18 protein-coding genes are annotated in these 22,817 nt (G+C 71.4%); 14 read left to right on the top strand and 4 right to left on the bottom strand.

Annotated elements, in window-relative coordinates:
• Positions 1–32 precede the first annotated feature (32 nt).
• The 3 genes from OHA99_RS05190 to OHA99_RS05200 all read right to left on the bottom strand — a co-directional run bounded on the left by OHA99_RS05190 (position 33) and on the right by OHA99_RS05200 (position 5,766).
• Positions 33–2,546, bottom strand: coding sequence for a SpoIIE family protein phosphatase (locus OHA99_RS05190; protein ID WP_405694391.1), 2,514 nt, complete (start codon positions 2,544–2,546; stop codon positions 33–35).
• A 145-nt stretch (positions 2,547–2,691) separates the two neighbouring features.
• Entirely contained in the window at positions 2,692–5,172 is a 2,481-nt protein-coding gene (locus OHA99_RS05195) for an MFS transporter (protein ID WP_366471318.1), read from the bottom strand.
• Between the two features lie 150 nt (positions 5,173–5,322).
• Positions 5,323–5,766: an SRPBCC family protein gene (locus tag OHA99_RS05200; RefSeq protein WP_153177078.1), complete on the bottom strand. Its 444-nt coding sequence runs from the start codon at positions 5,764–5,766 to the stop codon at positions 5,323–5,325.
• A 186-nt stretch (positions 5,767–5,952) separates the two neighbouring features.
• Here OHA99_RS05200 and OHA99_RS05205 point away from each other — a divergent pair, with 186 nt between their 5' ends.
• From OHA99_RS05205 to OHA99_RS05225, 5 genes are all read left to right on the top strand, one after another.
• On the top strand, positions 5,953–6,999 hold the full coding sequence (locus OHA99_RS05205; RefSeq protein ID WP_405694396.1) for an Rv2578c family radical SAM protein: 1,047 nt from the start codon (positions 5,953–5,955) through the stop codon (positions 6,997–6,999).
• 61 nt (positions 7,000–7,060) lie between these two features.
• A complete protein-coding gene (locus OHA99_RS05210; RefSeq protein ID WP_153177080.1) occupies positions 7,061–7,360 on the top strand; it encodes a putative quinol monooxygenase in 300 nt (99 codons plus the stop codon).
• Between the two features lie 178 nt (positions 7,361–7,538).
• A complete protein-coding gene (locus OHA99_RS05215) occupies positions 7,539–9,125 on the top strand; it encodes an alpha/beta hydrolase (RefSeq protein ID WP_405694400.1) in 1,587 nt (528 codons plus the stop codon).
• 42 nt (positions 9,126–9,167) lie between these two features.
• On the top strand, positions 9,168–9,566 hold the full coding sequence (locus tag OHA99_RS05220) for a RidA family protein (protein WP_007387967.1): 399 nt from the start codon (positions 9,168–9,170) through the stop codon (positions 9,564–9,566).
• Positions 9,563–10,108: a GNAT family N-acetyltransferase gene (locus OHA99_RS05225; protein WP_405694404.1), complete on the top strand. Its 546-nt coding sequence runs from the start codon at positions 9,563–9,565 to the stop codon at positions 10,106–10,108. The genes OHA99_RS05220 and OHA99_RS05225 overlap by 4 nt, the downstream gene beginning before the upstream one ends.
• Before the next feature lie 578 nt (positions 10,109–10,686).
• Here the strand turns inward: OHA99_RS05225 and OHA99_RS05230 are convergent.
• Positions 10,687–11,310 carry an adenylosuccinate lyase gene (locus OHA99_RS05230; RefSeq protein WP_405694407.1) on the bottom strand — a complete coding sequence of 208 codons (624 nt, stop codon included), beginning with the start codon at positions 11,308–11,310 and terminating at the stop codon, positions 10,687–10,689.
• A gap of 384 nt (positions 11,311–11,694) precedes the next feature.
• On the opposite strand from OHA99_RS05230, the gene OHA99_RS05235 reads away from it, so the two are divergent.
• The 9 genes from OHA99_RS05235 (at position 11,695) to pssA (ending at position 22,581) form a co-directional block, all read left to right on the top strand.
• A complete protein-coding gene (locus tag OHA99_RS05235; protein ID WP_405694409.1) occupies positions 11,695–13,500 on the top strand; it encodes a 3-hydroxyacyl-CoA dehydrogenase family protein in 1,806 nt (601 codons plus the stop codon).
• A 136-nt stretch (positions 13,501–13,636) separates the two neighbouring features.
• Positions 13,637–14,452, top strand: coding sequence for a TetR family transcriptional regulator (locus OHA99_RS05240; protein WP_153177085.1), 816 nt, complete (start codon positions 13,637–13,639; stop codon positions 14,450–14,452).
• A gap of 386 nt (positions 14,453–14,838) precedes the next feature.
• Positions 14,839–16,182: a crotonyl-CoA carboxylase/reductase gene (gene ccrA, locus OHA99_RS05245; RefSeq protein ID WP_153177086.1), complete on the top strand. Its 1,344-nt coding sequence runs from the start codon at positions 14,839–14,841 to the stop codon at positions 16,180–16,182.
• An 18-nt stretch (positions 16,183–16,200) separates the two neighbouring features.
• On the top strand, positions 16,201–18,228 hold the full coding sequence (locus OHA99_RS05250) for a protein meaA (protein WP_366471315.1): 2,028 nt from the start codon (positions 16,201–16,203) through the stop codon (positions 18,226–18,228).
• The gene (locus tag OHA99_RS05255) at positions 18,225–19,187 is read left to right on the top strand and encodes an HpcH/HpaI aldolase/citrate lyase family protein (protein ID WP_381502034.1); all 963 of its coding nucleotides are present in this window, start codon (positions 18,225–18,227) and stop codon (positions 19,185–19,187) included. Before OHA99_RS05250 ends, OHA99_RS05255 begins: the two co-directional genes overlap by 4 nt.
• 5 nt (positions 19,188–19,192) lie before the next feature.
• Positions 19,193–19,705 (top strand): MaoC family dehydratase, encoded by a 513-nt coding sequence (locus OHA99_RS05260; protein ID WP_164382000.1) that lies wholly within the window; start codon positions 19,193–19,195, stop codon positions 19,703–19,705.
• Between the two features lie 2 nt (positions 19,706–19,707).
• Positions 19,708–20,913, top strand: a complete 1,206-nt coding sequence (locus tag OHA99_RS05265) for an acyl-CoA dehydrogenase family protein (protein ID WP_164382002.1) — start codon at positions 19,708–19,710, stop codon at positions 20,911–20,913.
• Positions 20,914–21,083: 170 nt separating this feature from the next.
• Positions 21,084–21,740, top strand: a complete 657-nt coding sequence (locus OHA99_RS05270; protein ID WP_007387958.1) for a phosphatidylserine decarboxylase — start codon at positions 21,084–21,086, stop codon at positions 21,738–21,740.
• A 22-nt stretch (positions 21,741–21,762) separates the two neighbouring features.
• Complete coding sequence (gene pssA / locus OHA99_RS05275; RefSeq protein ID WP_007387957.1) at positions 21,763–22,581, top strand: CDP-diacylglycerol--serine O-phosphatidyltransferase; 819 nt, start codon at positions 21,763–21,765, stop codon at positions 22,579–22,581.
• Positions 22,582–22,817 lie beyond the last annotated feature (236 nt).

Here is a 22,817-nt window from a genome sequence, read left to right on the forward strand (position 1 = left end):
GCGACGCCGGACCGCCGTTCGGTGATCCGGTGCTAGCGGCGCCGGGCGGGCAGCGTGAGTTCGAACCACACCGTCTTGCCCGCCTTGGTGCGGCTGGCGCCCCACTCGCGGGCCAGGGTGCTGACGACCCGCAGGCCGCGCCCGGTCTCGTCCTCGGGGCCCGCGCTCCTCAGGGCAGGCAGGTCGTGGTCGTCGTCGTCCACCTCGCACAGCAGCGTGTCGGCGCGGACCAGGCGCAGTGCGACGGGGCGGGCGTGCGCGTGGCGGACGGCGTTGGTGACGAGTTCGCTGACCATCAGCTCCGCCGGGCCGGCCAGCTTCGGCAGTCCCCAGTCGTGGAGTTGCTCGCGGACCGCCGCACGGGCGCGGCCCACCTCGGCCGGGTCGCGGGCGAGGCGCCACTCGGCGACGGCGTCGGGGTCGATGCCGGTCAGCCGGGCCATCAGCAGGGCGACGTCGTCCTTGCGGCCGCCGCGGATGCCCAGGGCGCGGATGATGCTGTCGCAGGCGTCGTCCATGGACGCGGCGGGGTGGGCGGCGGACTCGCAGAGGGTGGCGAGGCCGACGCCGATGTCCTCCCCGCGCACCTCCACGAGACCGTCGGTGCACATCACCAGCCGGTCGCCGGGCGCCACCGGCACGCGTACCGACTCGAAGGGCACCCCGCCGACGCCGATCGGAGCCCCCGTCGGCAGGTCGATCAGCTCGCTGGCGCCGTCCTCTGCGCGGACCAGGACGGGCGGGATGTGGCCGGCGTTGGCCAGGTGCAGTTCACCGGCGATGGGGTCGTACACGGCGTACAGGCAGGTCGCGAGGTGGGTGTCGCCGAGCCGCTGGGCGAGGTCGTCGAGGTGCCGCAGGAGCTGGGCGGGCGGCAGGTCGAGGCCGGCCATGGTCTGGACGGCGGTGCGCAGTTGCCCCATCATCGCGGCGGAGCCCAGGCCGTGGCCCATGACGTCGCCGACGACGAGGGCGGTGCGGGCGCCGGGCAGCTTGACCGAGTCGAACCAGTCGCCGCCGACCCGGCCCAGCAGCGTGCCCGGCAGATAGCGGGTGGCGATGTCGCAGCCGGCCATGCGCGCCGGGATGTGCGGCAGCATGCTGTCCTGGAGCGTCTCGGCGACGTTCTCCTGGTGGGTGTACATGCGGGCGTTGTCGAGGACGAGCCCCGCACGGGCGGCGAGTTCGGCGCCGGTGACGCGGTCCATGTCGTTGAAGACGGGCCGCTCCGGGTGCCGGAGCAGGATCATGAAGCCGAGGACGACCTGGCGTGCCTTCAGGGGCACCAGCAGCATCGAGCGGCCGGTGATGAGCGGCCGGATGTCCCGCTTCTCGAACTGGGAGGCGATGGCGTGGCCCATCTCCTCGGTGATGCGGGGCACCAGGACCGGCTCGCCGCTGGTCATGCACTGGAAGAAGGGGGTGTGCGCCGGGAAGGGCATCGCCTCGCCGACGGGTACGACGTCGTCCCAGCGGCCGGGTTCGTCGGTGTGCTCGAGGGCGACCCGGTGCCACATCGTCGTCGTGTCGGGCACGCCGTCGGGGAAACCCTCACCGGCGACGACCTGTTCACGCAGGTAGGTCCCGGCGACGTCGGTGAAGCGCGGGACGACCGCCCGGCTGACCTCGACGATGGTCTGTGCGAGGTCCAGCGAGGTGCCGATCGCGCCGCTGACCTCGTTGAGGAACTCCAGGCGTTCGCGGACCGCCGTGTACTCCAGGTTCTCGGCCTCGTCCCGCAGCTCCTCCGGCACCGGCTCACCGGCCGCCAGCGCCCGTGCCGCCCGCTCGCGGCGCGCCCGGCGCTCGGCACGCCGCGGCACGCCCCAGTCGGGGGTGACGGGCAGCCGGTCGTGTCGGCTGAACTCGAGGACGGGATAGCCCAGTTCGAGGACCTGCGCGACGATGCGGGCGCTCTCGCCGACACTCATGCTGGGCAGGATCTCGGGGAGGCGGCGGGCGAGTTCCTCGGCGCCGGGGAAGTCGGTGTGCAGGGCGAAGCCGGGCGCGACCCGCTCGACGACGGCCGGCTCGGCGCTGTCGCCGGCGGCCCCGTCGGCGTAGTCCCGTCGCAGCCCGTCCGCGTCGGCGGCCAGCACGAGCAGCCGCTCCGGTCCGGGCCCCACCAGGGGGTAGGCCCACCAGAGCACGTCGACGCGGTCGTCGGCCGGCACGGTCAGCCGGGCGCGGCCGGCCGCCGGGTAGGACAGCCGCCCGCCGAGGGAGGACTCCAGGCCGGGTCCGAGGCCGTCGTCGTCCGGGTACGAGCCGTGGGCCGGGCCGTCGTCCCCGGTGCCGTCCCCCGGGAGCACGCCCGAGACGGGCAGCAGGTCGGGGGCGGGCTGGCCGATCGCCTCTTCCTTGGGCAGGCCGAACAGCCGCCGTGCGCCCCGGCTCCAGTGGGAGACCAGCCCGTCGCGGTCGACCACGACGACGGCCAGCGGGACACGACCCGTCACGGGGTCGGCCGGCACAGGGTCGGCCTGCACGGTGCCGGGTCCGGCCCGGCGGCCGGGAGGTGCGTCCCGCTCGGTGCCATGGTCCATGGCGTCAGGCCCTCTCTGCCCACGGCTCCGCAAGATCTGTGTCGCCGTCACCACCGTACGGGGGTGGCCGGTGACCATGTGCGGCAACGGGGGAATTGGTGACGCGCGAGCACACCGGCGCGCGCCCGCGCGCCGGTGGCCGGTCTCAGTCCTCGTGCCCGAGTTGCAGGTCGCGCTCGGTGCGGCCGCCGCCGGCCACCTGGAGGACGGTGGCGACGGGCGGGTACCCGGCCGCGATGACGGTGTACTCGCCGGACGACAGGTCGACGAACCGGAACGTGCCGTCGGGTCCGGTGGTCAGGGTGTCCACCACGTTGCCCGCCGCGTCGAGCAGCGTCACGCGCGCGTCCTCGACGATCCGTCCGCCACTGGCCCGTACGGTGCCGCGCAGCACGGCGCCGCCGGCCAGTTCGACGTCCTGGCGGGTCTCGCGGGCGGCCTGCACGCTGACCGGCAGTGCGGCCGGGCGGAAGGCGGGGGCGCTGGCGGCGAGGGTGTACTCGCCGGCCACCAGCTCCGTGATGACGTAGCCGCCCTCGCGGCCGCTGCGGGTGGTGGAGACGACCTCGCCGTGGACGTTGGTGAGGGTGACGATCGCGTCGCGCACGGGGCTGCCGTCGGCGGTCATGACGCTGCCGGCCAGGCGTCCGGCCCCGCCGAGGACCACGTCCAGTTCCACCGGTCGTTCGCCGACGGTCACGGAGACGGCCTGCGGCTGGTGGCCGCCGGCCGCGGCGATCAGGACGTACGCCCCGGAGCCGGGCGTGGCCAGCGCGTACCGTCCGTCGTCGCCGCTGGCGCCCCGGCCGATCTGCTGTCCGCCGACGTCGATGAGGGTCAGTGCCGCACGCGGCACGACGGTGCCGTCGGGGTGCTGCACCGTGCCGCAGACGGGGATGCCGCCCGTGTAGGGCGACCGGGCCGGCGGGACCTGGGCGGCCGGCTGCGCCTGCGGTGTGTACTGCGCCTGCTGCGCGGTCTCCGGCTCGGTGACGGGGGCGTTGTGGGACACCAGGGGTTTCTCCTTGAGGAAGAGGGCGATGAGGAGCCCGAGGACGAGCACCGGCACCAGGTAGAGGAAGATCCGCGGCATGGCGTCGGCGTACGCCCCGATGTAGGCGTCGCGCAGCGCCGGGGGCAGGGAGTGGACGAGCTGGGGGGTGATGGCCTCGGCGTCGGGGAGCCCGGCGCCCGCGTCGGCGGGGACCCGGTCGGCCAGGGCGTCGGTGAGCCGGCCCGCGAAGAGGGTGCCGAAGACGGCCGCGCCGACGCTGCCGCCGATCTGCCGGAAGTAGTTGTTGGCGCTGGTGGCGGTGCCCAGGTCGGTCGGGCGCACGGAGTTCTGGACGGCGAGGACGAGGACGGGCATCACCATGCCGATGCCGGCGCCGAGGACGGCCATCCAGACGCTGTAGTGCAGCCGGGGCGTGTCGATGTCGAGGCGGGAGAGCAGCCACATGCCGACGACGGACAGCGCGCTGCCGAGGATCGGGTGGCTCCGGTAGTGACCGGTGCGGCTGATGAGCTGCCCGGAGACGATCGAGGCGACGACGACGCCGCCCATCATCGGCAGCATCAGCAGGCCGGACTCGGTGGCGCTGGCGCCGTCGACCATTTGCAGGAAGGTCGGCAGGTAGCTGGCGGCGCCGAACAGGGCGACGCCGACGACGAGGCCGACCAGGGCGGTGACGTTGAAGACGGAGTCCCGGAACAGGCGCAGCGGGATCAGCGGTTCGGGTGCGAAGCGCTCGGCGACCACGAAGAGCAGGGTCGACCCGACCGCGCCGGCGGCGAGACCGAGGATCGTCCTCGACCCCCAGTCGTACTCGGTGCCGCCCCAGCTGGTGAGCAGCACCAGGCAGGTGGAGGCGGCGGCGAGCAGCAGGGCGCCGAGGACGTCCAGGCGCGGTTTGACCCTCGGCCTGGGCAGCTTGAGGACGACGGCGACGACGGCCATGGTGACCAGGCCGAAGGGCACGTTGATGTAGAAGCACCAACGCCAGGAGAGGTGGTCGGTGAAGTAGCCGCCGAGCAACGGGCCCGCGACGGAGGCGAGTCCGAAGGCGGCGCCGATCAGGCCCATGAAGCGGCCGCGCTCGCGGGGCGGCACGATGTCGGCGATGATCGCCTGCACGCCGATCATCAGGCCGCCCGCGCCGACGCCCTGCACCGCGCGGAAGGCGATCAGCTGGTCCATGCTCTGCGCGCGTCCGGCGAGCGCGGAGCCGACGACGAAGACCAGGATGGCGAACTGGAAGACGCCCTTGCGCCCGAAGAGGTCGCCGAGCTTGCCGTAGATCGGCAGCCCGACGGTCGAGGTGAGCAGGTACGCGGTGATCGCCCAGGACATCCGGTCCAGGCCGTGCAGCTCGCCGACGATCTTCGGCAGCGCGGTGGCGACGATCATCTGCTCGAGGGCGGCGAGCAGCAGCGCCAGCATCAGCCCGACGAAGACCAGCCGCACCCGGCGCGGGCTCAGCCCGGCGCCCGGCTCTCCACCCGGCTCTCCACCCGGTTCGCGCCCCGGTTCCCGCTCCGGTCCGGTGGTGGGTGGTTCGGGTGGCGCCTGGGCCGCGGCGACCGGTCCGTCCTCCACCGGGTCCTGCACCAGAGTGATCCCGCCCACGTACCGCTCCCCTCGTCACACCTGCTCACATTTGCCACCTGAGGCGACAACTGCGAACAAGTGCGACGAGTTACGGACGCACGACGGGTTCGCGCGGAGATCACTCGAACCGGTGAGGCGCCCAACGGGCGCCGCACGCTTGCCCTTTGGCTACTTCTCGACCTCGGCGGCGAGCTTGGTGAGCATGGCGTCGTAGATCCGGGCGAGGCCCTTGGGCGCGAAGGTCTTCTCGAAGAAGCCGCCGACGCCGCCGGCGCCCTGCCAGGTGGTGACGACGACGACCCGGGCCTTGCCCTCGCCCGCCGGGGTGACCCGCCAGGTGGTGACCATGGAGGAGTTGCGGTCCTTCTCGACCAGCTCCCCGTCGGTGGGCTCGGTGACCTCCAGCAGGCAGTCGCGGACGCGCTTGCTCGTGGCCTGGAGCTTCCAGTGCACGAGGGTCCCCTCGCCGTCGCCGCCCTCACGGACCTCGTACTCGCTGAAGTGCTCGGGAAGCAGCTTCTCGCGGGTGCCGCTGTAGTCGGCGAGGGTGTCGAACACCGTCTCCGCGTCCGCTGCGACGATCCGCTCCGTCATCGCCTCGACCTGCGCCATCGGGTTCCTCCAGGGCCTGGTTCTCGGGTTCGGGGCAAGCCAACCACCCCACCGCGCGGCCACCAAATCGGGGGGCGTGAAGCGGCCCCGCGCGACTCGTCCGCCGTCTCGTCCGCACGACTCGTCCGCACGATCAAGGGAACAAGTGTTCTATTGTGTCGGGCAGTGCTACCCGAGGAGGCCGAAATGCGCTGGGAGAACCTCACGGACTCCGACCACGCCCGGGCGGCGGACACCGCGCTGTTCGGCGCGGAGGCGGTCGTCACCCGCACGTTCGACACGCCCGAGTTCAGCGGCGTCACCTTCCACGAGGTGCGGGCCCGCTCGGTCCTGAACCGGGTGCCGGGGGCCTCGCGGATGCCGTTCGAGTGGACGGTGAACCCCTACCGGGGCTGCACGCACGCGTGCGTCTACTGTTTCGCCCGCAAGACCCACAGCTACCTGGACCTCGACACGGGGCTCGGCTTCGACTCCCAGATCGTCGTCAAGGTGAACGCGCCCGAGGTGCTGCGCCGCCAGCTGGCCTCGCGCCGCTGGCAGGGCGAGCACGTGGCGATGGGCACCAACGTCGACTGCTACCAGCGCGCGGAGGGCCGCTACCGGCTGATGCCGGGCATCATCGAGGCCCTCACCGAGCGGGCGAACCCCTTCTCGATCCTGACCAAGGGCACGCTGATCCTGCGCGACCTGGACCTGCTGACCCGGGCGGCCCGGGTGACGGACGTGGGCATCTCGGTCTCGGTCGGCTTCACCGACGCGGAGCTGTGGCGCACCGTGGAACCGGGCACCCCGGCCCCGGAGCGCCGCCTGGAGGTGGTCCGGGCGCTCGGCGAGCGCGGCATCGGCTGCGGGGTGCTGATGGCGCCGGTCATCCCCTTCCTCGGCGACGAGCCGGCCCAGCTGAGGGCCACGGTGCGCGCCGTCGCCGCCGCCGGCGCCACCTCGGTGACGCCCCTGGTGCTGCATCTGCGGCCGGGCGCCCGCGAGTGGTTCATGGCCTGGCTCGGACAGCACCACCCCCACCTGGTCCGCCGGTACGAGCGGCTGTACGCGGACGGCGCCTACGCCCCGAAGTGGTACCAGCGCCGGATCACGCGCCAGGTGCACGACCTGGCCCGCGAGTACGGCATCGGCCCCCCGCGCGCGGGCATGCCGCGCCGGAGCGCGGGGCCGGAACCCTCGCGGCCGGACGGGTCCACGGCCACCGAGCCGGTTCAGCTTTCGCTCCTCTGAGAGTCTTCGGGTACCGGCCCCGCCCGAAACAGCCGGCTCGGCCCGGCGGAAAGGATCCCGCATGCCCTACGGCTGCATCGCCTCCATGAAGACGAGGCCCGGCTTCCGCGACGAGGTCGTCTCCCTTCTCCTGAGCGGCGCCGACGGCCTGCGGGCAGCCGGGTGCGACCTGTATCTCGTCGGCCGGTCCGACGACGACGAGACGACGATCTGGGTGACCGAGGTGTGGCGCACCCGGGAACATCACGACGCTTCGCTGGAACTGCCCGAGGCGAAGGCCGCCATCGGCCGGGCCATGCCGATGCTCACGGGTGAGTTCACCAAGCGGGAGATGACGGTCGCGGGCGGTCTCGGGCTCTGACGGTCCCGTCAGTCGGCCGAGGATCTCCGACTCGAAGCATTGGGGGCATCTTCCGGCCCAATTGGGTCAACTATGGACAGCTCGCGTTCTTCCGAAGGCGCTTCCCGGGACGATCCGGCGAGGACCGCGACCCGCGCGGACCGCCGCCTCTCCGTCCTGGGAGTCCTGGGAGAACGCCATGAGACAACGCGCAGCCGTGCTGTGCGGCGCCGCCGTCATCGCCGCCGGAGCGGTCACGGCCGTCCCCGCCGACGCGAAGACCCCGGGGTCCGCGCCGGCCGCCGCGCCCGCCGCGGACCTGCACTGGAAGAAGTGCGCCACGGAGGACTACCCCACGCTCCAGTGCGCGTCCCTGAAGGTGCCGCTCGACCACGCGCGTCCACGCGGGAGGCAGATCACGCTGGCACTGTCCCGCGTCCCGCACACCGCCGAGAAGTACCAGGGCCCCCTGCTGGTGAACCCCGGCGGCCCCGGCGGCAGCGGGTTGTCACTCGCCGGGTTCGTGGCCTCCTCGCTGCCCGCGAAGGTGGCCGCCCAGTACGACGTCGTCGGCTTCGACCCGCGCGGGGTGGGCAGAAGCAGTCCCGCGCTGGACTGCGTGCCGGGGCACTTCGACCCCGTGCGTCCCGACTCGCTGCCGGACACGCCGGACGTCGAGCGGGCCAATCTCAGGCGCGCGAAGGCCTTCGCCGACGCCTGCGGCGACAAGTACGCGGACGTGCTGCCGTACATCGACACGGTCAGCGCCGCGCGGGACCTGGACGCGATCCGTGCGGCGCTCGGCGCGGAGAAGCTCAACTACTTCGGCTACTCGTACGGCACCTACCTGGGCGCCGTCTACGCCAAGCTCCACCCGGACCGGGTGCGGCGGCTGGTGCTGGACTCGGTGGTCGGCCCGGACGACGTCTGGTACGACGCCAACCTCAACCAGGACCTCGCCTTCAACGACCGCCACCGGGCGTTCCTGGCCTGGATCGCCGAGCACGACGCGGCGTACGGGCTGGGCACCGACCCGGAGCGGGTCGAGACCGCGTGGTACGCCATGCGGGCGGCGCTGGCGAAGAAGCCCGCGGGAGGGAAGGTCGGCGCCTCCGAACTGGAGGACACCTACATGCCCGGCGGGTACTACAACGGCTACTGGCCCTACCTGGCCGAGGCGTTCGCCGCGTACGTCAACGACGAGGACACCGGCCCGCTCGTCGAGGCGTACGAGAACTTCGGCGCCCAGGACGCCTCCGGGGACAACGGGTACAGCGTCTACACCGCCGTCGAGTGCCGCGACGCGAGCTGGCCGCGCGACTGGGAGGAGTGGCGGGACGACAGCTGGGGCCTGTACGGGAAGGCACCCTTCATGGTGTGGAACAACGCCTGGTACAACGCCCCGTGCGCGTTCTGGCCCGCCGAGTCCCGGGAGCCGGTGGACGTGGCCAACGACGAGCTGCCCCCGGTACTGCTGTTCCAGGCGACCGGTGACGCGGCGACCCCCTACGAGGGCGGTGTCACCGCGCACCGCCTGCTGGGCGGCTCCCGTCTCGTGGTCGAGGAGGGCGGCGGGAACCACGGCATCACGCTGAGCGGCAACGACTGCCTGGACCAGCACCTGGCCGCCTACCTGAGCGACGGCACCGTGCCGCGCGGCGACGGCGGCAGCGTGGCGGACGCGGTGTGCCCGGCGCTGCCGGACCCGGCGCCGCTGGAGTCCAAGGCGGCCTCGACGTCCTCACGCGGTTCGACCCTGCACGGGCTGCTCGGCTTCCGCGGCTGACCCCGGGGCGGCGTTGTCAGAGCCGTGGTCCACGATGGACGCATGAGTGAGCTGACCAGGATCACCGCCCCCGAGGGCGTCGCCCCCGCCGCGCAGTACACGCATGTCGTCCTCGGCACCGGGCGGTTCGTGGCCGTCTCGGGGCAGCTCGCCCTGGACGAGGACGGCGAGGTGGTCGGCGAGGGCGACCCCGCGGCCCAGGCCCGTCAGGTGTTCGAGAACCTGCGCCGGTGTCTGGCCTCGGCCGGAGCGACCTTCGACGACGTGGTGAAGCTGACCTTCTTCGTCACGGACACGGCGCACATGGGCGCGATCCGCGCGGCCCGCGCCGAGCACATACCCGACGACCGGCTGCCGGCCGCCTCGGCGGTGCAGGTGGCGGCGCTGGTGCGGCCGGAGTTCCTCATGGAGATCGAGGCCTTCGCGGTCGTGGCACCGTGAGCCTGCCGCCGGCGCGGGTGCCGGCGCGGGTGCGGGAGATGGCCCTCGCGGACTGCGACCGCGTGTCCCGGATCCGCGTCCTGGGCTGGCAGTCCGCCTACCGGGGGCTGATGCCGCAGCCGTACCTCGACGCCATGGACGTCACCGCCGACGCCGAGCAACGCCGTGCCCTGTTCGCACGGGCCCCGGACGACGAGGTGCACCTGGTCGCCGAGGACGAGAGCGGCGAGGTCGTCGGCTGGGCCTGCGTCGGCCCCTACCGGGACGGCGAGGTGCGCACCGCGGACGCCGAATTGTACGCGCTCTACGTCGACACCGGACGGTCCGGCGCGGGCGTCGGGCAGGCCCTGCTCCGGGAGTCGGTACGCCGGTGCGAGACCGCCGGGCACGCGCGGATGCTCCTGTGGGTGCTCAAGGGCAACACCCGCGCCCGGCGCTTCTACGAGCGGGCGGGGTTCGGCCCCGACGGCACCGAGGAGCCCTTCGTGGTGGAGGGGGTCGCGGTGCCCGAGGTGCGGTACGCGCGCCCACTGAACGGCTGACGCCCCGTCACCGGCACGGTTCCGCCCGGCCGCTCCCCGGCTTCCACCCCGGCACCCGTCGGGCGGCTCCCCGACGTCCTCCTCCCCGGCACCGGTCGGACGGCTCCCCGGCGCTCACCCGGCTGATCGGCCGCTCCTCGGCGCCGGGGCCCGGGCAGCCGGTGACTTTCGACCGCTCCCTGCCCCCACAGGGCGGGGCACACCTCACCGCTGCCCCGAGCGCCGATCAGCGACTCCTCAACCCCGGACCGAACAGCCGCCCGCCGACTCTCGACCACTGCCGGCCCCCGCACCGATCGGCCACTCCCCAGCGCTCACCCGGCGCCGACCGCGACTCTTCGACCCCGGGCCGGACAACCGACCGCCGACTTCCGACCACTGCCGGCCCCCGCACCGATCGGCCACTCCCCAGCACTCACCCGGCACCGATCACGACTCCTCACCCCCGGACCGGACAACCGACCGCCGACTTCCGACCACTGCCGGCCCCCGCACCGATCGGCCACTCCCCAGCGCTCGCCCGAGCGCCGGCCGGCCGCGCCCCCGCGCTGTCTCTCACCGCCCCGGCCCGGCGCACCTCACCGCTGCCCCGGGATGCGTGCCAGCGCCCGCACCGCCGCCTCGGCCAGCGTCGGGTGGGCGAGGGCGTCGTTCAGGACAGGGGCGGCGCGGTCGTCGCCGAGGGTGCCGAGGCCCTCGACGCAGGCCAGCGCGACGCGCCGGTACGGGTCGTGCGGGCGCAGCCTCCGCCGCAGCGTGGTGATCAGCGCGGGCACCGCTTCGGGGGCCCGCAGCTCGACCAGCAGCCGCACCGGGTGCAGGGCGTAGGCGACCCGCAGTTCGTTGGTGGCGAGCGCGGCCGCGGCGCGGGCGGTGCGCGGGTCGCCGAGGCGGGCCAGGGCGTGGGCGGCCGAGGCGCAGCGCGGTGGATCGCGGTGGTTGAGCAGCAGCACCAGTGACTCGAAGGCCCGCCGGTCCCCCGCGACCCCCAGCCGGAAGGCGGCCAGTTCCCGGGCCCACAGCGGGTGTCCCGGTTCGGTGAGCACCGCGGCCAGCTCGTCGTGGTCCCCGGTCGCCACGAGACGGTCGTACTCCACCGGAGCGCCGGGAGCGCCCGATACCGACCCCGCCGACCCCTTCGGCCCCGACGCCGCCGACTCGGCCCGTAAGCGCTCGGTGAGCACCCGCAACTCTTCGTCCATGACACCGAGGTTAGGCGCGTCACCCCACCCGTGGGACGTACATCACGAACACCGAGGGCTGGCGCGCTCGTTACCCGCGGGTTAACCTCAGACGAGCGGGTCATCCACTCGCAGCAACTCCTCACGGTGGTCTGGTGACGCAACCACCGGGAGAGCAGTCGGTCCGGTACCTCGGGTACCGCATCAGGACTCGGCCTCGGGACAGGGCCGGTCACAGGCCGCCGGGCGGGCGTGTGCACGCCCACCGCGACGGCACCGGGCGTGTGCGCTGTTCGAGCCCGGCAACACCCGCACTCCTTTCCTTCCTTTCTCACGCCCCCGGTGTGCCACGACGGCTCACCCGGGCGTGCTCCCGTCGTCACCCCTCATTCCTGGAGTCCCGCGATGGCCACTCCCCTGTCCGACACCCCCCTGTCCCCGCTCCGAACCGTCGCCGTCGTCGGCCTCGGCACGATGGGCACCGGCATCGCCGAGGTCCTGGCCGGGGCCGGCCGCGACGTCGTCGGCATCGACGTCAGCGAGGCGCAGGCCGTCCAGGCCGTCGCCGCGCTGGAGTCCTCCACCGCCCGTGCCGTCGAGCGCGGCCGGTTGACCGAGGAGGAGCGCGCCGCGGCCCTGGGCCGCGTCCGTACCTCCACCGACCTGCGGGCGGCCGCCGACGCCGACCTGGTGATCGAGGTGGTCCCGGAGTCGTACGAGATCAAGCAGCGGGTCCTCCGGGAGCTGGACGGGATCGTGCGCCCGGAGGCGATCGTGGCGACCGGCACCAACGCGCTGTCCGTCACGCGGCTGGCCGCGGACTCGGCCCGCCCGGAGCGGGTGCTCGGACTGCACTTCTTCAACCCGGCGCCGGCGATGAAGCTGGTCGAGGTCGTCTCCTCGGTGCTGACCGCGCCCGCCGCCGTCGCGGCCGTCACCGACCTCGCCCTGGACCTGGGCAAGGAGCCGGTCGCGGTCGGGGACCGGCCCGGTTTCGTCGCCGACGGGCTGCTGTTCGGCTACCTCAACCAGGCCGCCGCGATGTACGAGGCGAACTACGCCTCCCGCGAGGACATCGACGCCGCGATGCGGCTCGGCTGCGGTCTGCCGATGGGGCCGCTGGCGCTGCTCGACCTGGTGGGCGTGGACACCGCGCGCACGGTCCTGGAGGCCATGTACGCCGCGTCCCGGGACCGTCTGCACGCCCCGGCGCCGATCCTCCGGCAGCTCAGCGAGGCGGGCCTGACGGGGCGCAAGGCGGGGCGCGGCTTCTACACGTACGAGGCGCCGGGCAGCGCGGTCGTCGTGCCGGACGCGCTGACCCCGGGCACGGGCGGAGCCCCGGTCACCGGGCGGACGGTCCGCGCGGTCGGTGTGGCCGGTTCGGGGACCATGGCGTCCGGCATCGCGGAGGTGTTCGCCAAGGCCGGGTACGAGGTGGTGCTGGCCGCCCGCAGCGCGGAGAAGGCGCAGACGGCCAAGGCCCGGATCGGGAAGTCCCTGTCCCGGTCGGTCGACAAGGGACGCATGACCGCGGAGGCCGCCGCGCAGACGCTGGAGCTGATCACGCCGACGGGCAGCTACGACGACTTCGCCGACGTCGACCTGGCCTTGGAGGCCGTCGCCGAGGACCTGGAGGTCAAGCGGCAGCTGTTCGGCACGCTGGACAAGGTCTGCAAGCCCGGCGCGGTGCTGGCCACGACCACGTCCTCGCTGCCGGTCGTCGCCTGCGCCCGTGCCACCTCGCGCCCGCAGGACGTGATCGGCATGCACTTCTTCAACCCGGCGCCGGCGATGAAGCTGGTCGAGGTGGTCCGCACGGTGCTGACCGCCGACGACGTGCACGCCACCGTCCACGAGGTCTGCGCCAAGGTGCGCAAGCACGCCGTGGACTGCGGCGACCGGGCCGGGTTCATCGTGAACGCGCTGCTGTTCCCGTACCTCAACAACGCGGTCAAGATGGTGCAGGAGCACTACGCGACCCTCGACGACATCGACGCCGCGATGAAGCTCGGCGGCGGCTACCCGATGGGCCCCTTCGAACTGCTCGACGTGGTCGGACTCGACGTGTCGCTGGCCATCGAGAAGGTGCTGCACCGGGAGTTCCGCGACCCGGGACTCGCCCCCGCACCGCTGCTCGAGCACCTGGTGGCCGCGGGCTGCCTCGGCCGCAAGACGGGCCGCGGCTTCCGCGAGCATGCCCGCCGCTGAGCGGCCGGGCGACTGGTTCAGGTCCGAGGAGGACTGGGGAGGACTGCTCGATCCGGCCGGCTGTCCCCCGCCCCGCGAGGGCGGGGGAATCCCCGGTCACGCGCATGATTGCGCCCACATGCAGTACGTTCGGGTCATGTCCCAGCCCGCCAAGTCCTCACGTACCTCAGCCACGTCCGACGCTCCGGAGAGCACGGCCGGCAGCCGGGCCGCCGCCCAGCGGCTCAAAATGCGCCGGGAACTGGCGGCGGCGGCGATGGAGCTGTTCGCGGCCAAGGGGTACGAGGCGACCACCGTCGACGAGATCGCGGCCCGCGCCGGGGTCGCCCGCCGCACCTTCTTCCGCCACTTCCGCTCCAAGGAAGAGGCGATCTTCCCGGACCACGACGACACCCTGGTGCGCGCCGAGGCGGTCCTCAACGCGGCGCCCGCGCACGAGCACCCGCTCGACACGGTGTGCCGCGGCATCAAGGAAGTCATGAAGATGTACGCGGCCCGGCCGGAGATCTCGGTCGCCCGCTACAAGCTGACGCGCGAGGTGCCCACCCTGCGCGAGGCGGAGATCGCGTCGGTGGCCCGTTACGAGCGCCTGTTCACCCGCTACCTGCTCGGCCACTTCGACGAGCACGCGCACGACGACGACGCCAACGACGATCCGCTGCTCGCGGAGGTCGCCGCGTCCGCCGTGGTCACCGCGCACAACCACGTGCTGCGGCGCTGGCTGCGGGCCGACGGGCAGGGCGACGTGGAGGCCGAGCTGGACCACGCCTTCGCGATCGTGCGGAAGACCTTCGGCACCGGCATCGGGGCGGGGCGCGGTACCGCCTCCACCGCACAGCCGGCGGCCTCCTCGGCCTCCGTGCGGGGCGAGGTGCTCGTGACGGTGGCGCGCACCGACGCGCCGCTGCACGAGGTCATGCGCACCATCGAGCAGGCGCTCAAGGAGCGCTGACCGCCCTTTCCAGCGCCTTCCAACACCTTTCCACCGCCCTTCCACACCGTTCCGCATCGTTCCGCACTGTTCCGCTCAGTGACGACGGCCACCCACCGGGTGGCCGTTTTTGCATGTCGATGCCCCTTTTTCACCCCTGGCGGGGGATGATTCGATCGATCATCGCTCATCTGATCCGTAAAGTTTTCATCTGAGAAGAGTTTCTGGCACTCAGTGCCTTGCGAGGTGACACGCGGTGTCATACGTTGAAGGTGTTCGGGCTGTCCCCGCACCTCATCCCCTGCGCGCCCGAGCGCCTGCGTCACAGGCACACACCCTCACCTCAGCAGCACCGACGTACCCCTCAGCGCCCCTCCCTCAGGGCGCTCACCGCCGGAGGCAACACCGTGACCGTGAAGGACATCCTGGACGCGATCCAGTCGCCCGACTCCACGAAGGCCGACATCGCCGCTCTGCCGCTCCCCGAGTCGTACCGCGCGATCACCGTGCACAAGGACGAGACGGAGATGTTCGCGGGCCTCGAGACCCGGGACAAGGACCCCCGCAAGTCGATCCACCTGGACGAGGTGCCGCTGCCCGAGCTGGGCCCGGGCGAGGCCCTGGTGGCCGTCATGGCCTCCTCGGTCAACTACAACTCGGTGTGGACCTCGATCTTCGAGCCGCTGTCCACCTTCGGGTTCCTGGAGCGCTACGGCCGGGTCAGCGAGCTCACCAAGCGACACGACCTGCCGTACCACATCATCGGCTCCGACCTGGCCGGCGTCGTCCTGCGCACCGGCCCGGGCGTCAACGCCTGGCAGGCGGGCGACGAGGTCGTCGCGCACTGCCTCTCCGTCGAGCTGGAGTCGTCCGACGGCCACAACGACACGATGCTCGACCCCGAGCAGCGCATCTGGGGCTTCGAGACCAACTTCGGCGGTCTCGCCGAGGTCGCGCTGGTCAAGTCCAACCAGCTGATGCCGAAGCCCGACCACCTCAGCTGGGAGGAGGCCGCCGCACCGGGTCTGGTCAACTCCACCGCGTACCGCCAGCTCGTCTCCCGCAACGGCGCCGGCATGAAGCAGGGCGACAACGTGCTCATCTGGGGCGCCAGCGGCGGACTCGGCTCCTACGCCACGCAGTTCGCCCTCGCCGGCGGCGCCAACCCGATCTGCGTCGTCTCCAGCGAGCAGAAGGCGGACATCTGCCGGTCGATGGGCGCCGACGCGATCATCGACCGCAACGCCGAGGGCTACAAGTTCTGGAAGGACGAGAACACCCAGGACCCCAAGGAGTGGAAGCGCTTCGGCAAGCGCATCCGCGAACTGACCGGCGGCGAGGACATCGACATCGTCTTCGAGCACCCCGGCCGCGAGACCTTCGGCGCCTCCGTCTTCGTCACCCGCAAGGGCGGCACCATCACCACCTGCGCCTCGACCTCGGGCTACATGCACGAGTACGACAACCGCTACCTGTGGATGTCCCTGAAGCGCATCATCGGCTCCCACTTCGCCAACTACCGCGAGGCCTGGGAGGCCAACCGCCTCATCGCCAAGGGCAAGATCCACCCCACGCTCTCCAAGGTGTACTCCCTCGAGGACACCGGCCAGGCCGCCTACGACGTCCACCGCAACCTGCACCAGGGCAAGGTCGGCGTGCTGTGCCTGGCCCCCGAGGAGGGCCTGGGCGTGCGCGACCACGAGAAGCGCGCGAAGCACCTCGACGCCATCAACCGCTTCCGGAACATCTGAGGACGGCGGAGGCCACACATGACTGAGCGTCAGAAGGACCGGCCGTGGCTCATGCGCACCTACGCCGGTCACTCCACGGCCGAGGCGTCCAACGAGCTGTACCGGCGCAACCTCGCCAAGGGGCAGACGGGTCTGTCGGTCGCCTTCGACCTGCCGACCCAGACCGGCTACGACTCCGACCACGTCCTCGCCCGCGGCGAGGTCGGCCGGGTCGGGGTGCCGGTCGCGCACCTCGGTGACATGCGCCGGCTGTTCCAGGACATCCCGCTGGAGCAGATGAACACCTCTATGACCATCAACGCCACGGCCATGTGGCTGCTGGCGCTCTACCAGGTCGTCGCGGAGGAGCAGGGTGCGGACATCACCAAGCTCCAGGGCACGACCCAGAACGACATCGTCAAGGAGTACCTGTCCCGGGGGACGCACGTCTTCCCCCCGGGCCCGTCCCTGCGCCTGACGACCGACATGATCGCGTACACGGTCTCCCACCTGCCCAAGTGGAACCCGATCAACATCTGCAGCTACCACCTGCAGGAGGCGGGCGCCACGCCGGTGCAGGAGATCGCGTACGCGATGTCCACCGCGATCGCCGTCCTCGACGCGGTGCGCGACAGCGGTCAGGTGCCGCAGGAGCGCATGGGCGACGTGGTCGGCCGCATCTCCTTCTTCGTGAACGCGGGCGTGCGTTTCGTCGAGGAGATGTGCAAGATGCGCGCCTTCGGCCGCATCTGGGACCGCGTCACCCGCGAGCGCTACGGCATCGAGAACCCGAAGCACCGCCGCTTCCGCTACGGCGTCCAGGTCAACTCCCTGGGCCTGACCGAGGCGCAGCCGGAGAACAACGTCCAGCGGATCGTCCTCGAGATGCTGGCGGTCACCCTCTCCAAGGACGCACGCGCGCGTGCCGTGCAGTTGCCGGCCTGGAACGAGGCGCTGGGCCTGCCCCGCCCCTGGGACCAGCAGTGGTCGCTGCGCATCCAGCAGGTGCTGGCGCACGAGAGCGACCTGCTGGAGTACGAGGACCTCTTCGAGGGCTCGAAGGTGGTCGAGACGAAGGTCGACGAGCTGGTCGAGGCGGCCTTCGCGGAGATCGACCGCATCCAGGAGATGGGCGGCGCGATGGCAGCCGTCGAGTCCGGCTACCTCAAGTCGCAGCTGGTCGCCTCGCACGCCGAGCGCCGGGCCCGGATCGAGTCCGGCGAGGAGAAGATCATCGGTGTCAACGCCTTCGAGGGCACCGAGCCCAACCCCCTGACCGCCGACCTGGACACCGCGATCCAGACGGTCGACCCGGCGGTGGAGGCCCGCGTCATCGCCTCGCTGGAGAACTGGCGCGACACCCGCTACCAGCCGCCCTTCAACCACCCGCGCCCCTGCAAGGCGCTGGAGAAGCTGAAGGAGGCCGCGCGCGGCACCGGCAACCTCATGGAGGCCACCCTGGAGTGCGCCCGCGCCGGCGCCACCACCGGCGAGTGGGCCGGGGCGCTGCGCGAGGTCTTCGGCGAGTTCCGCGCACCGACCGGCGTGTCCTCGGCGCCGGTCGCGGTCACCGCCGAGGAGGGCTCGGCCCTCTCCGAGGTGCGCCGCAAGGTGGAGCTGACGGCCAAGGAGATGGAGGTCGGCAAGCTCCGCTTCCTGGTCGGCAAGCCCGGCCTGGACGGCCACTCCAACGGCGCCGAGCAGATCGCCGTGCGGGCCCGCGACGCCGGGTTCGAGGTGGTCTACCAGGGCATCCGGCTCACCCCCGAGCAGATCGTGGACGCCGCCCTCGCGGAGGACGTGCACGCGGTGGGCCTGTCCATCCTGTCCGGCTCGCACGCCCAGCTCGTGCCGGACGTGCTCGAACGGCTCCGTGTGGCCGGTGCCACAGACATCCCGGTGATCGCCGGTGGCATCATCCCGAACGGTGACGCCGAGGAACTGCGGGCCGCGGGAGTGGCCGCGGTCTTCACCCCGAAGGACTTCGACATCACCGGCATCATCGGCCGGATCGTCGACGAGATCCGGTACGCGAACAAGCTCGACCCCCTGGAGGTCCCCGCATGACCACGGTCAACCGTCTCCGCCCCCGGCGTTCCTGCCTGGCGGTCCCGGGCTCGAACCCGCGCTTCCTGGAGAAGGCCCAGGGCCTCCCGGCGGACCAGGTGTTCCTCGACCTGGAGGACGCCTGCGCGCCGCTCGCCAAGCCGGAGGCGCGGCACACGATCGTCAAGTTCCTCAACGAGGGCGACTGGACCGGCAAGACCCGCGTCGTGCGCGTCAACGACTGGACGACCGAGTGGACGTACCGGGACGTCGTGACGGTGGTCGAGGGCGCCGGCCCGAACCTGGACTGCATCATGCTGCCGAAGGTCCAGGACGCCCAGCAGGTCGTCGCGCTCGACCTCCTGCTCACCCAGATCGAGAAGACGATGGGCTTCGAGGTCGGCCGGATCGGCATCGAGGCGCAGATCGAGAACGCGCAGGGCCTGAACAACGTCAACGAGATCGCCCAGGCGAGCCCGCGCGTGGAGACCATCATCTTCGGCCCGGCCGACTTCATGGCGTCCATCAACATGAAGTCCCTCGTCGTGGGCGAGCAGCCGCCCGGCTACCCGGCGGACGCCTACCACTTCATCCTGATGAAGATCCTGATGGCCGCCCGCGCCAACAACCTCCAGGCGATCGACGGCCCCTACCTCCAGATCCGCAACGTCGACGGCTACCGCGAGGTCGCGCAGCGCGCCGCCGCCCTCGGCTTCGACGGCAAGTGGGTGCTTCACCCGGGCCAGGTCGAGGCGTCCAACGAGATCTTCTCGCCCTCCCAGGAGGACTACGACCACGCCGAGCTGATCCTGGACGCGTACGACTACTACACGTCCGAGGCGGGCGGCAAGAAGGGCTCGGCGATGCTCGGCGACGAGATGATCGACGAGGCCAGCCGCAAGATGGCGCTGGTCGTCTCCGGCAAGGGGCGCGCGGCCGGCATGCGGCGCACCGGCAAGTTCGAGATCCCGGAGGGCTGAGCGCCATGCAGTTCGGACGCACCTACGAGGAGTTCGAGGTCGGGGCGACGTACAAGCACTGGCCGGGGAAGACGGTCACGGAGTACGACGACCACCTGTTCTGTCTGCTCACCATGAACCACCACCCGCTTCACATGGACGCCAACTACGCCGAGAAGACGACGGACTTCGGCAAGAACGTGGTGGTCGGCAACTACATCTACTCGCTCCTGCTCGGCATGTCCGTCCCGGACGTGTCCGGCAAGGCGATCGCCAACCTGGAGATCGAGTCGCTCAAGCACGTGGCGCCGACCTTCCACGGGGACACGGTCTACGGCCAGACGACCGTGCTCGACAAGTGGCCGTCCAAGTCGAAGAGCGACCGCGGCATCGTGCACGTGGAGACCAAGGGCTACAAGCAGGACGGCACCCTGGTCTGCGTCTTCCGCCGCAAGGTGATGGTGCCGACCGAGACGTACACCAAGGAGCGCGGCGGCGAACAGCCCGGCCGGCCCGAGCTGAAGGAACAGGGGAAGTAGAGATGAGCCGCCTCGCCCAGACCCACGGCCTCACGGACGTCCAGCGGGAGATCCTCTCGACCGTCCGGGACTTCGTGGACAAGGAGATCATCCCGGTCGCCACCGAGCTGGAGCACCGGGACGAGTACCCGCAGGACATCGTCGACGGGCTGAAGGAACTCGGCCTGTTCGGCCTGATGATTCCCGAGGAGTACGGGGGCCTGGGCGAGTCGCTCCTGACGTACGCCCTGTGCGTGGAGGAGATCGCCCGGGGCTGGATGTCGGTGTCCGGCATCATCAACACGCACTTCATCGTGGCGTACATGCTCAAGCAGCACGGCACGCAGGAGCAGAAGGACCACTTCCTGCCCCGGATGGCCGCCGGGGACATCCGGGGTGCCTTCTCGATGTCCGAGCCGGCGCTGGGCTCCGACGTCTCGGCGATCTCCTCGAAGGCGGTGAAGGACGGCGAGGAGTACGTCCTGAACGGCCAGAAGATGTGGCTGACGAACGGCGGTACGTCCTCGCTGGTGGCCGTCCTGGTGAAGAGTGACGAGGGTCACCCGGACGGCACGGCCCCGCACAAGTCGATGACGACCTTCCTGGTGGAGAAGGAGCCCGGCTTCGGCGAGGTCCGCCCGGGCCTGACCATCCCCGGGAAGATCGACAAGATGGGCTACAAGGGCGTCGACACCACCGAGCTCATCATGGACGGCCTGCGCATTCCGGCCAATCGGGTGCTCGGCGGCGTCACCGGCCGAGGTTTTTACCAAATGATGGACGGCGTCGAGGTCGGGCGCGTCAACGTGGCGGCCCGTGGCTGCGGCGTCGCTCAGCGTGCCTTCGAGCTCGGTGTCCGGTACGCCCAGCAGCGTCACACTTTCGGCAAGCAGATCGCCCAGCACCAGGCCATCCAGTTCAAGCTCGCGGAGATGGCTACCAAGGTGGAGGCGGCGCATGCGATGATGGTGAACGCTGCACGCAAAAAGGATTCGGGCGAACGAAACGACCTGGAAGCGGGGATGGCCAAGTACCTCGCCTCCGAGTACTGCAAGGAGGTCGTGGAGGACGCCTTCCGGATCCACGGCGGGTACGGCTTCTCCAAGGAGTACGAGATCGAGCGCCTCTACCGCGAGGCGCCGATGCTGCTCATCGGTGAAGGCACCGCCGAGATCCAGAAAATGATCATCGGCCGCCGACTGCTCGAAGAGTATCGATTCCAGGGTTAGATGTCCGGATACGGGGTGTTTTCTTGGAGAAGAAGGTCACACCCCGTAGGCAGTGTTCGGCCGCCGACTCGGCTTCCTGGCTTACCCAGTTGCGGCGGGAAGCCGCTACGATCGCCGGAAAGCCGCCGTCCCCCGTCATAGCGCGGCATCATCCGCTACGAAGGTCATCCATGCCCCACAGCCAAACCTCTGCACCTCGCGACAGCCTCGCCGGCGTACGCCTCGCGCGCGGAGCATCGCCGTGGCTTCTGCCGACCGTCGCCACCGCAGCCGTCAGCCTCCTGCGGGCCCGCCGTTCCGGCGCCGCCAAGGCCGTCGCCGTCCCCGCCACCGCGCTCGCGGCGGGGATGCTGTGGTTCTTCCGCGACCCCGAGCGCGAGATCACCCGGGGCCGGGTCATCTCGCCCGCCGACGGTGTGGTGCAGAGCATCATGCCGTGGAAGGACGGCCGCACCCGCGTCGCGATCTTCATGAGCCCGCTCAACGTCCACGTCAACCGCGCCCCGCTGTCCGGCACGGTCACGTCGGTCGAGCACGTACCGGGCGGCTTCGTTCCCGCTTTCAACAAGGAGAGCGAGAACAACGAGCGCGTCGTGTGGCACTTCGACACCGAGCTCGGCGACATCGAGATGATCCAGATCGCCGGCGCGGTGGCCCGCCGCATCGTCCCGTACGTGCCGCAGGGCACCAAGGTCGAGCAGGGCGAGCGGGTCGGTCTGATCCGCTTCGGCTCCCGCGTCGACCTGTACCTGCCGGAGGGCGTAGAGGTGGATGTCGAGGTGGGCCAGAAGACGGTGGCTGGGGTGACTCGAATTGACCGTGATTGATCCACAGACCCAGGCCGGATGGGTGCCGGAGGCCGACGAGGTGGACGACGAGGAGGAGATGCCGCTCTCGCTCCGCCTGTCGATAGCGGACACGCTCACGCTCGGTAACGCGACGTGCGGCTTCATGGCGGTGTACTTCACCACCACCGGCATCCTGATCCCGCACCTCATGGGCAGCGACGAGTCGGGCATGGCCCGGCACAGCGCGGCCACCGCGGTCATCCTGATGCTGTGCGCGGCGATCTTCGACCTGTTCGACGGTCTGGTCGCCCGCAAGCTGCGGTCCTCGCCCATGGGCGCGGAGCTGGACAACCTCTCCGACCTCATCAGCTTCGGCCTCGCACCGGCGTACTTCGTCCTCGTCTACGGCATGGTCGCGGACGACGCCTACCAGCGGGTGGCGGCGGTGGGGGCGATCGTGGTGCTGCTGGCGGTGGTGCTGCGGCTCGCGCGGTTCTCCTGCGTCACCGTCAAGGACGGCACCTTCCAGGGCATGCCGTCGCCGTTCGGGGCGCTGACGGTGGTGTCGATCGTGCTGCTCGAGCTGCCCTTCGTGGCGACGCTCCTGGCCATCCTGGGCACGGCCTGGCTGATGGTGAGCCGCGTCGAGTACCCGAAGCCGCGGGGGCGGCTCGCGGTGGCGATGCTGGCTTGGATCGTCCTGTCGATGGGGCTGCTGGCCGGCTGGGCGTTCGACGCGCCGAGCGGGCAGCTGCTGTTGCAGACGGGATGTGCGTTGCAGTTGGTGATGGGCGCGGTGATTCCCCTGTTCGCCACCGCTCGCAGGGTGAACAATTTCCGTGACAATCGGCGGGAGGCGCGGGCCGCGCAGCTTCCGTGACGTGCGAACGTCGGTAGGGCCCCGGACCCGGGTCGGGTTCGGGGCCCTTCTGTTTGTGCGCGCCCGGCGCCGGTGTCGGCGTCGGCGTCCCTGGGGGCTCCGCCCCCAGACCCCCGGCCCATGCCCACCCACCACCCGACTCGGTGGGGACATGAGTGGCCGTGGTCGGCCCAACCAGTCCGTCCGGCGCTTGAGGGCGAGGCCGTTCAGGCCGAAACGGGGGTCTGGGGGCAGAG

The sequence above is a fragment of the Streptomyces coelicoflavus genome, from assembly GCF_045041415.1.
Classification (GTDB): domain Bacteria; phylum Actinomycetota; class Actinomycetes; order Streptomycetales; family Streptomycetaceae; genus Streptomyces; species Streptomyces coelicoflavus.

What these genes read in the sequence shown, in the direction of transcription:
- OHA99_RS05190 (WP_405694391.1), bottom strand. Translation starts at nt 2,546, where the DNA reads ATGGACCATGGCACCGAGCGGGACGCACCTCCCGGCCGCCGGGCCGGA.
- OHA99_RS05200 (WP_153177078.1), bottom strand. Translation starts at nt 5,766, where the DNA reads ATGGCGCAGGTCGAGGCGATGACGGAGCGGATCGTCGCAGCGGACGCG.
- OHA99_RS05205 (WP_405694396.1), top strand. Translation starts at nt 5,953, where the DNA reads ATGCGCTGGGAGAACCTCACGGACTCCGACCACGCCCGGGCGGCGGAC.
- OHA99_RS05210 (WP_153177080.1), top strand. Translation starts at nt 7,061, where the DNA reads ATGCCCTACGGCTGCATCGCCTCCATGAAGACGAGGCCCGGCTTCCGC.
- OHA99_RS05215 (WP_405694400.1), top strand. Translation starts at nt 7,539, where the DNA reads ATGAGACAACGCGCAGCCGTGCTGTGCGGCGCCGCCGTCATCGCCGCC.
- OHA99_RS05220 (WP_007387967.1), top strand. Translation starts at nt 9,168, where the DNA reads ATGAGTGAGCTGACCAGGATCACCGCCCCCGAGGGCGTCGCCCCCGCC.
- OHA99_RS05230 (WP_405694407.1), bottom strand. Translation starts at nt 11,310, where the DNA reads ATGGACGAAGAGTTGCGGGTGCTCACCGAGCGCTTACGGGCCGAGTCG.
- OHA99_RS05235 (WP_405694409.1), top strand. Translation starts at nt 11,695, where the DNA reads ATGGCCACTCCCCTGTCCGACACCCCCCTGTCCCCGCTCCGAACCGTC.
- OHA99_RS05240 (WP_153177085.1), top strand. Translation starts at nt 13,637, where the DNA reads ATGTCCCAGCCCGCCAAGTCCTCACGTACCTCAGCCACGTCCGACGCT.
- OHA99_RS05250 (WP_366471315.1), top strand. Translation starts at nt 16,201, where the DNA reads ATGACTGAGCGTCAGAAGGACCGGCCGTGGCTCATGCGCACCTACGCC.
- OHA99_RS05255 (WP_381502034.1), top strand. Translation starts at nt 18,225, where the DNA reads ATGACCACGGTCAACCGTCTCCGCCCCCGGCGTTCCTGCCTGGCGGTC.
- OHA99_RS05260 (WP_164382000.1), top strand. Translation starts at nt 19,193, where the DNA reads ATGCAGTTCGGACGCACCTACGAGGAGTTCGAGGTCGGGGCGACGTAC.
- OHA99_RS05265 (WP_164382002.1), top strand. Translation starts at nt 19,708, where the DNA reads ATGAGCCGCCTCGCCCAGACCCACGGCCTCACGGACGTCCAGCGGGAG.
- OHA99_RS05270 (WP_007387958.1), top strand. Translation starts at nt 21,084, where the DNA reads ATGCCCCACAGCCAAACCTCTGCACCTCGCGACAGCCTCGCCGGCGTA.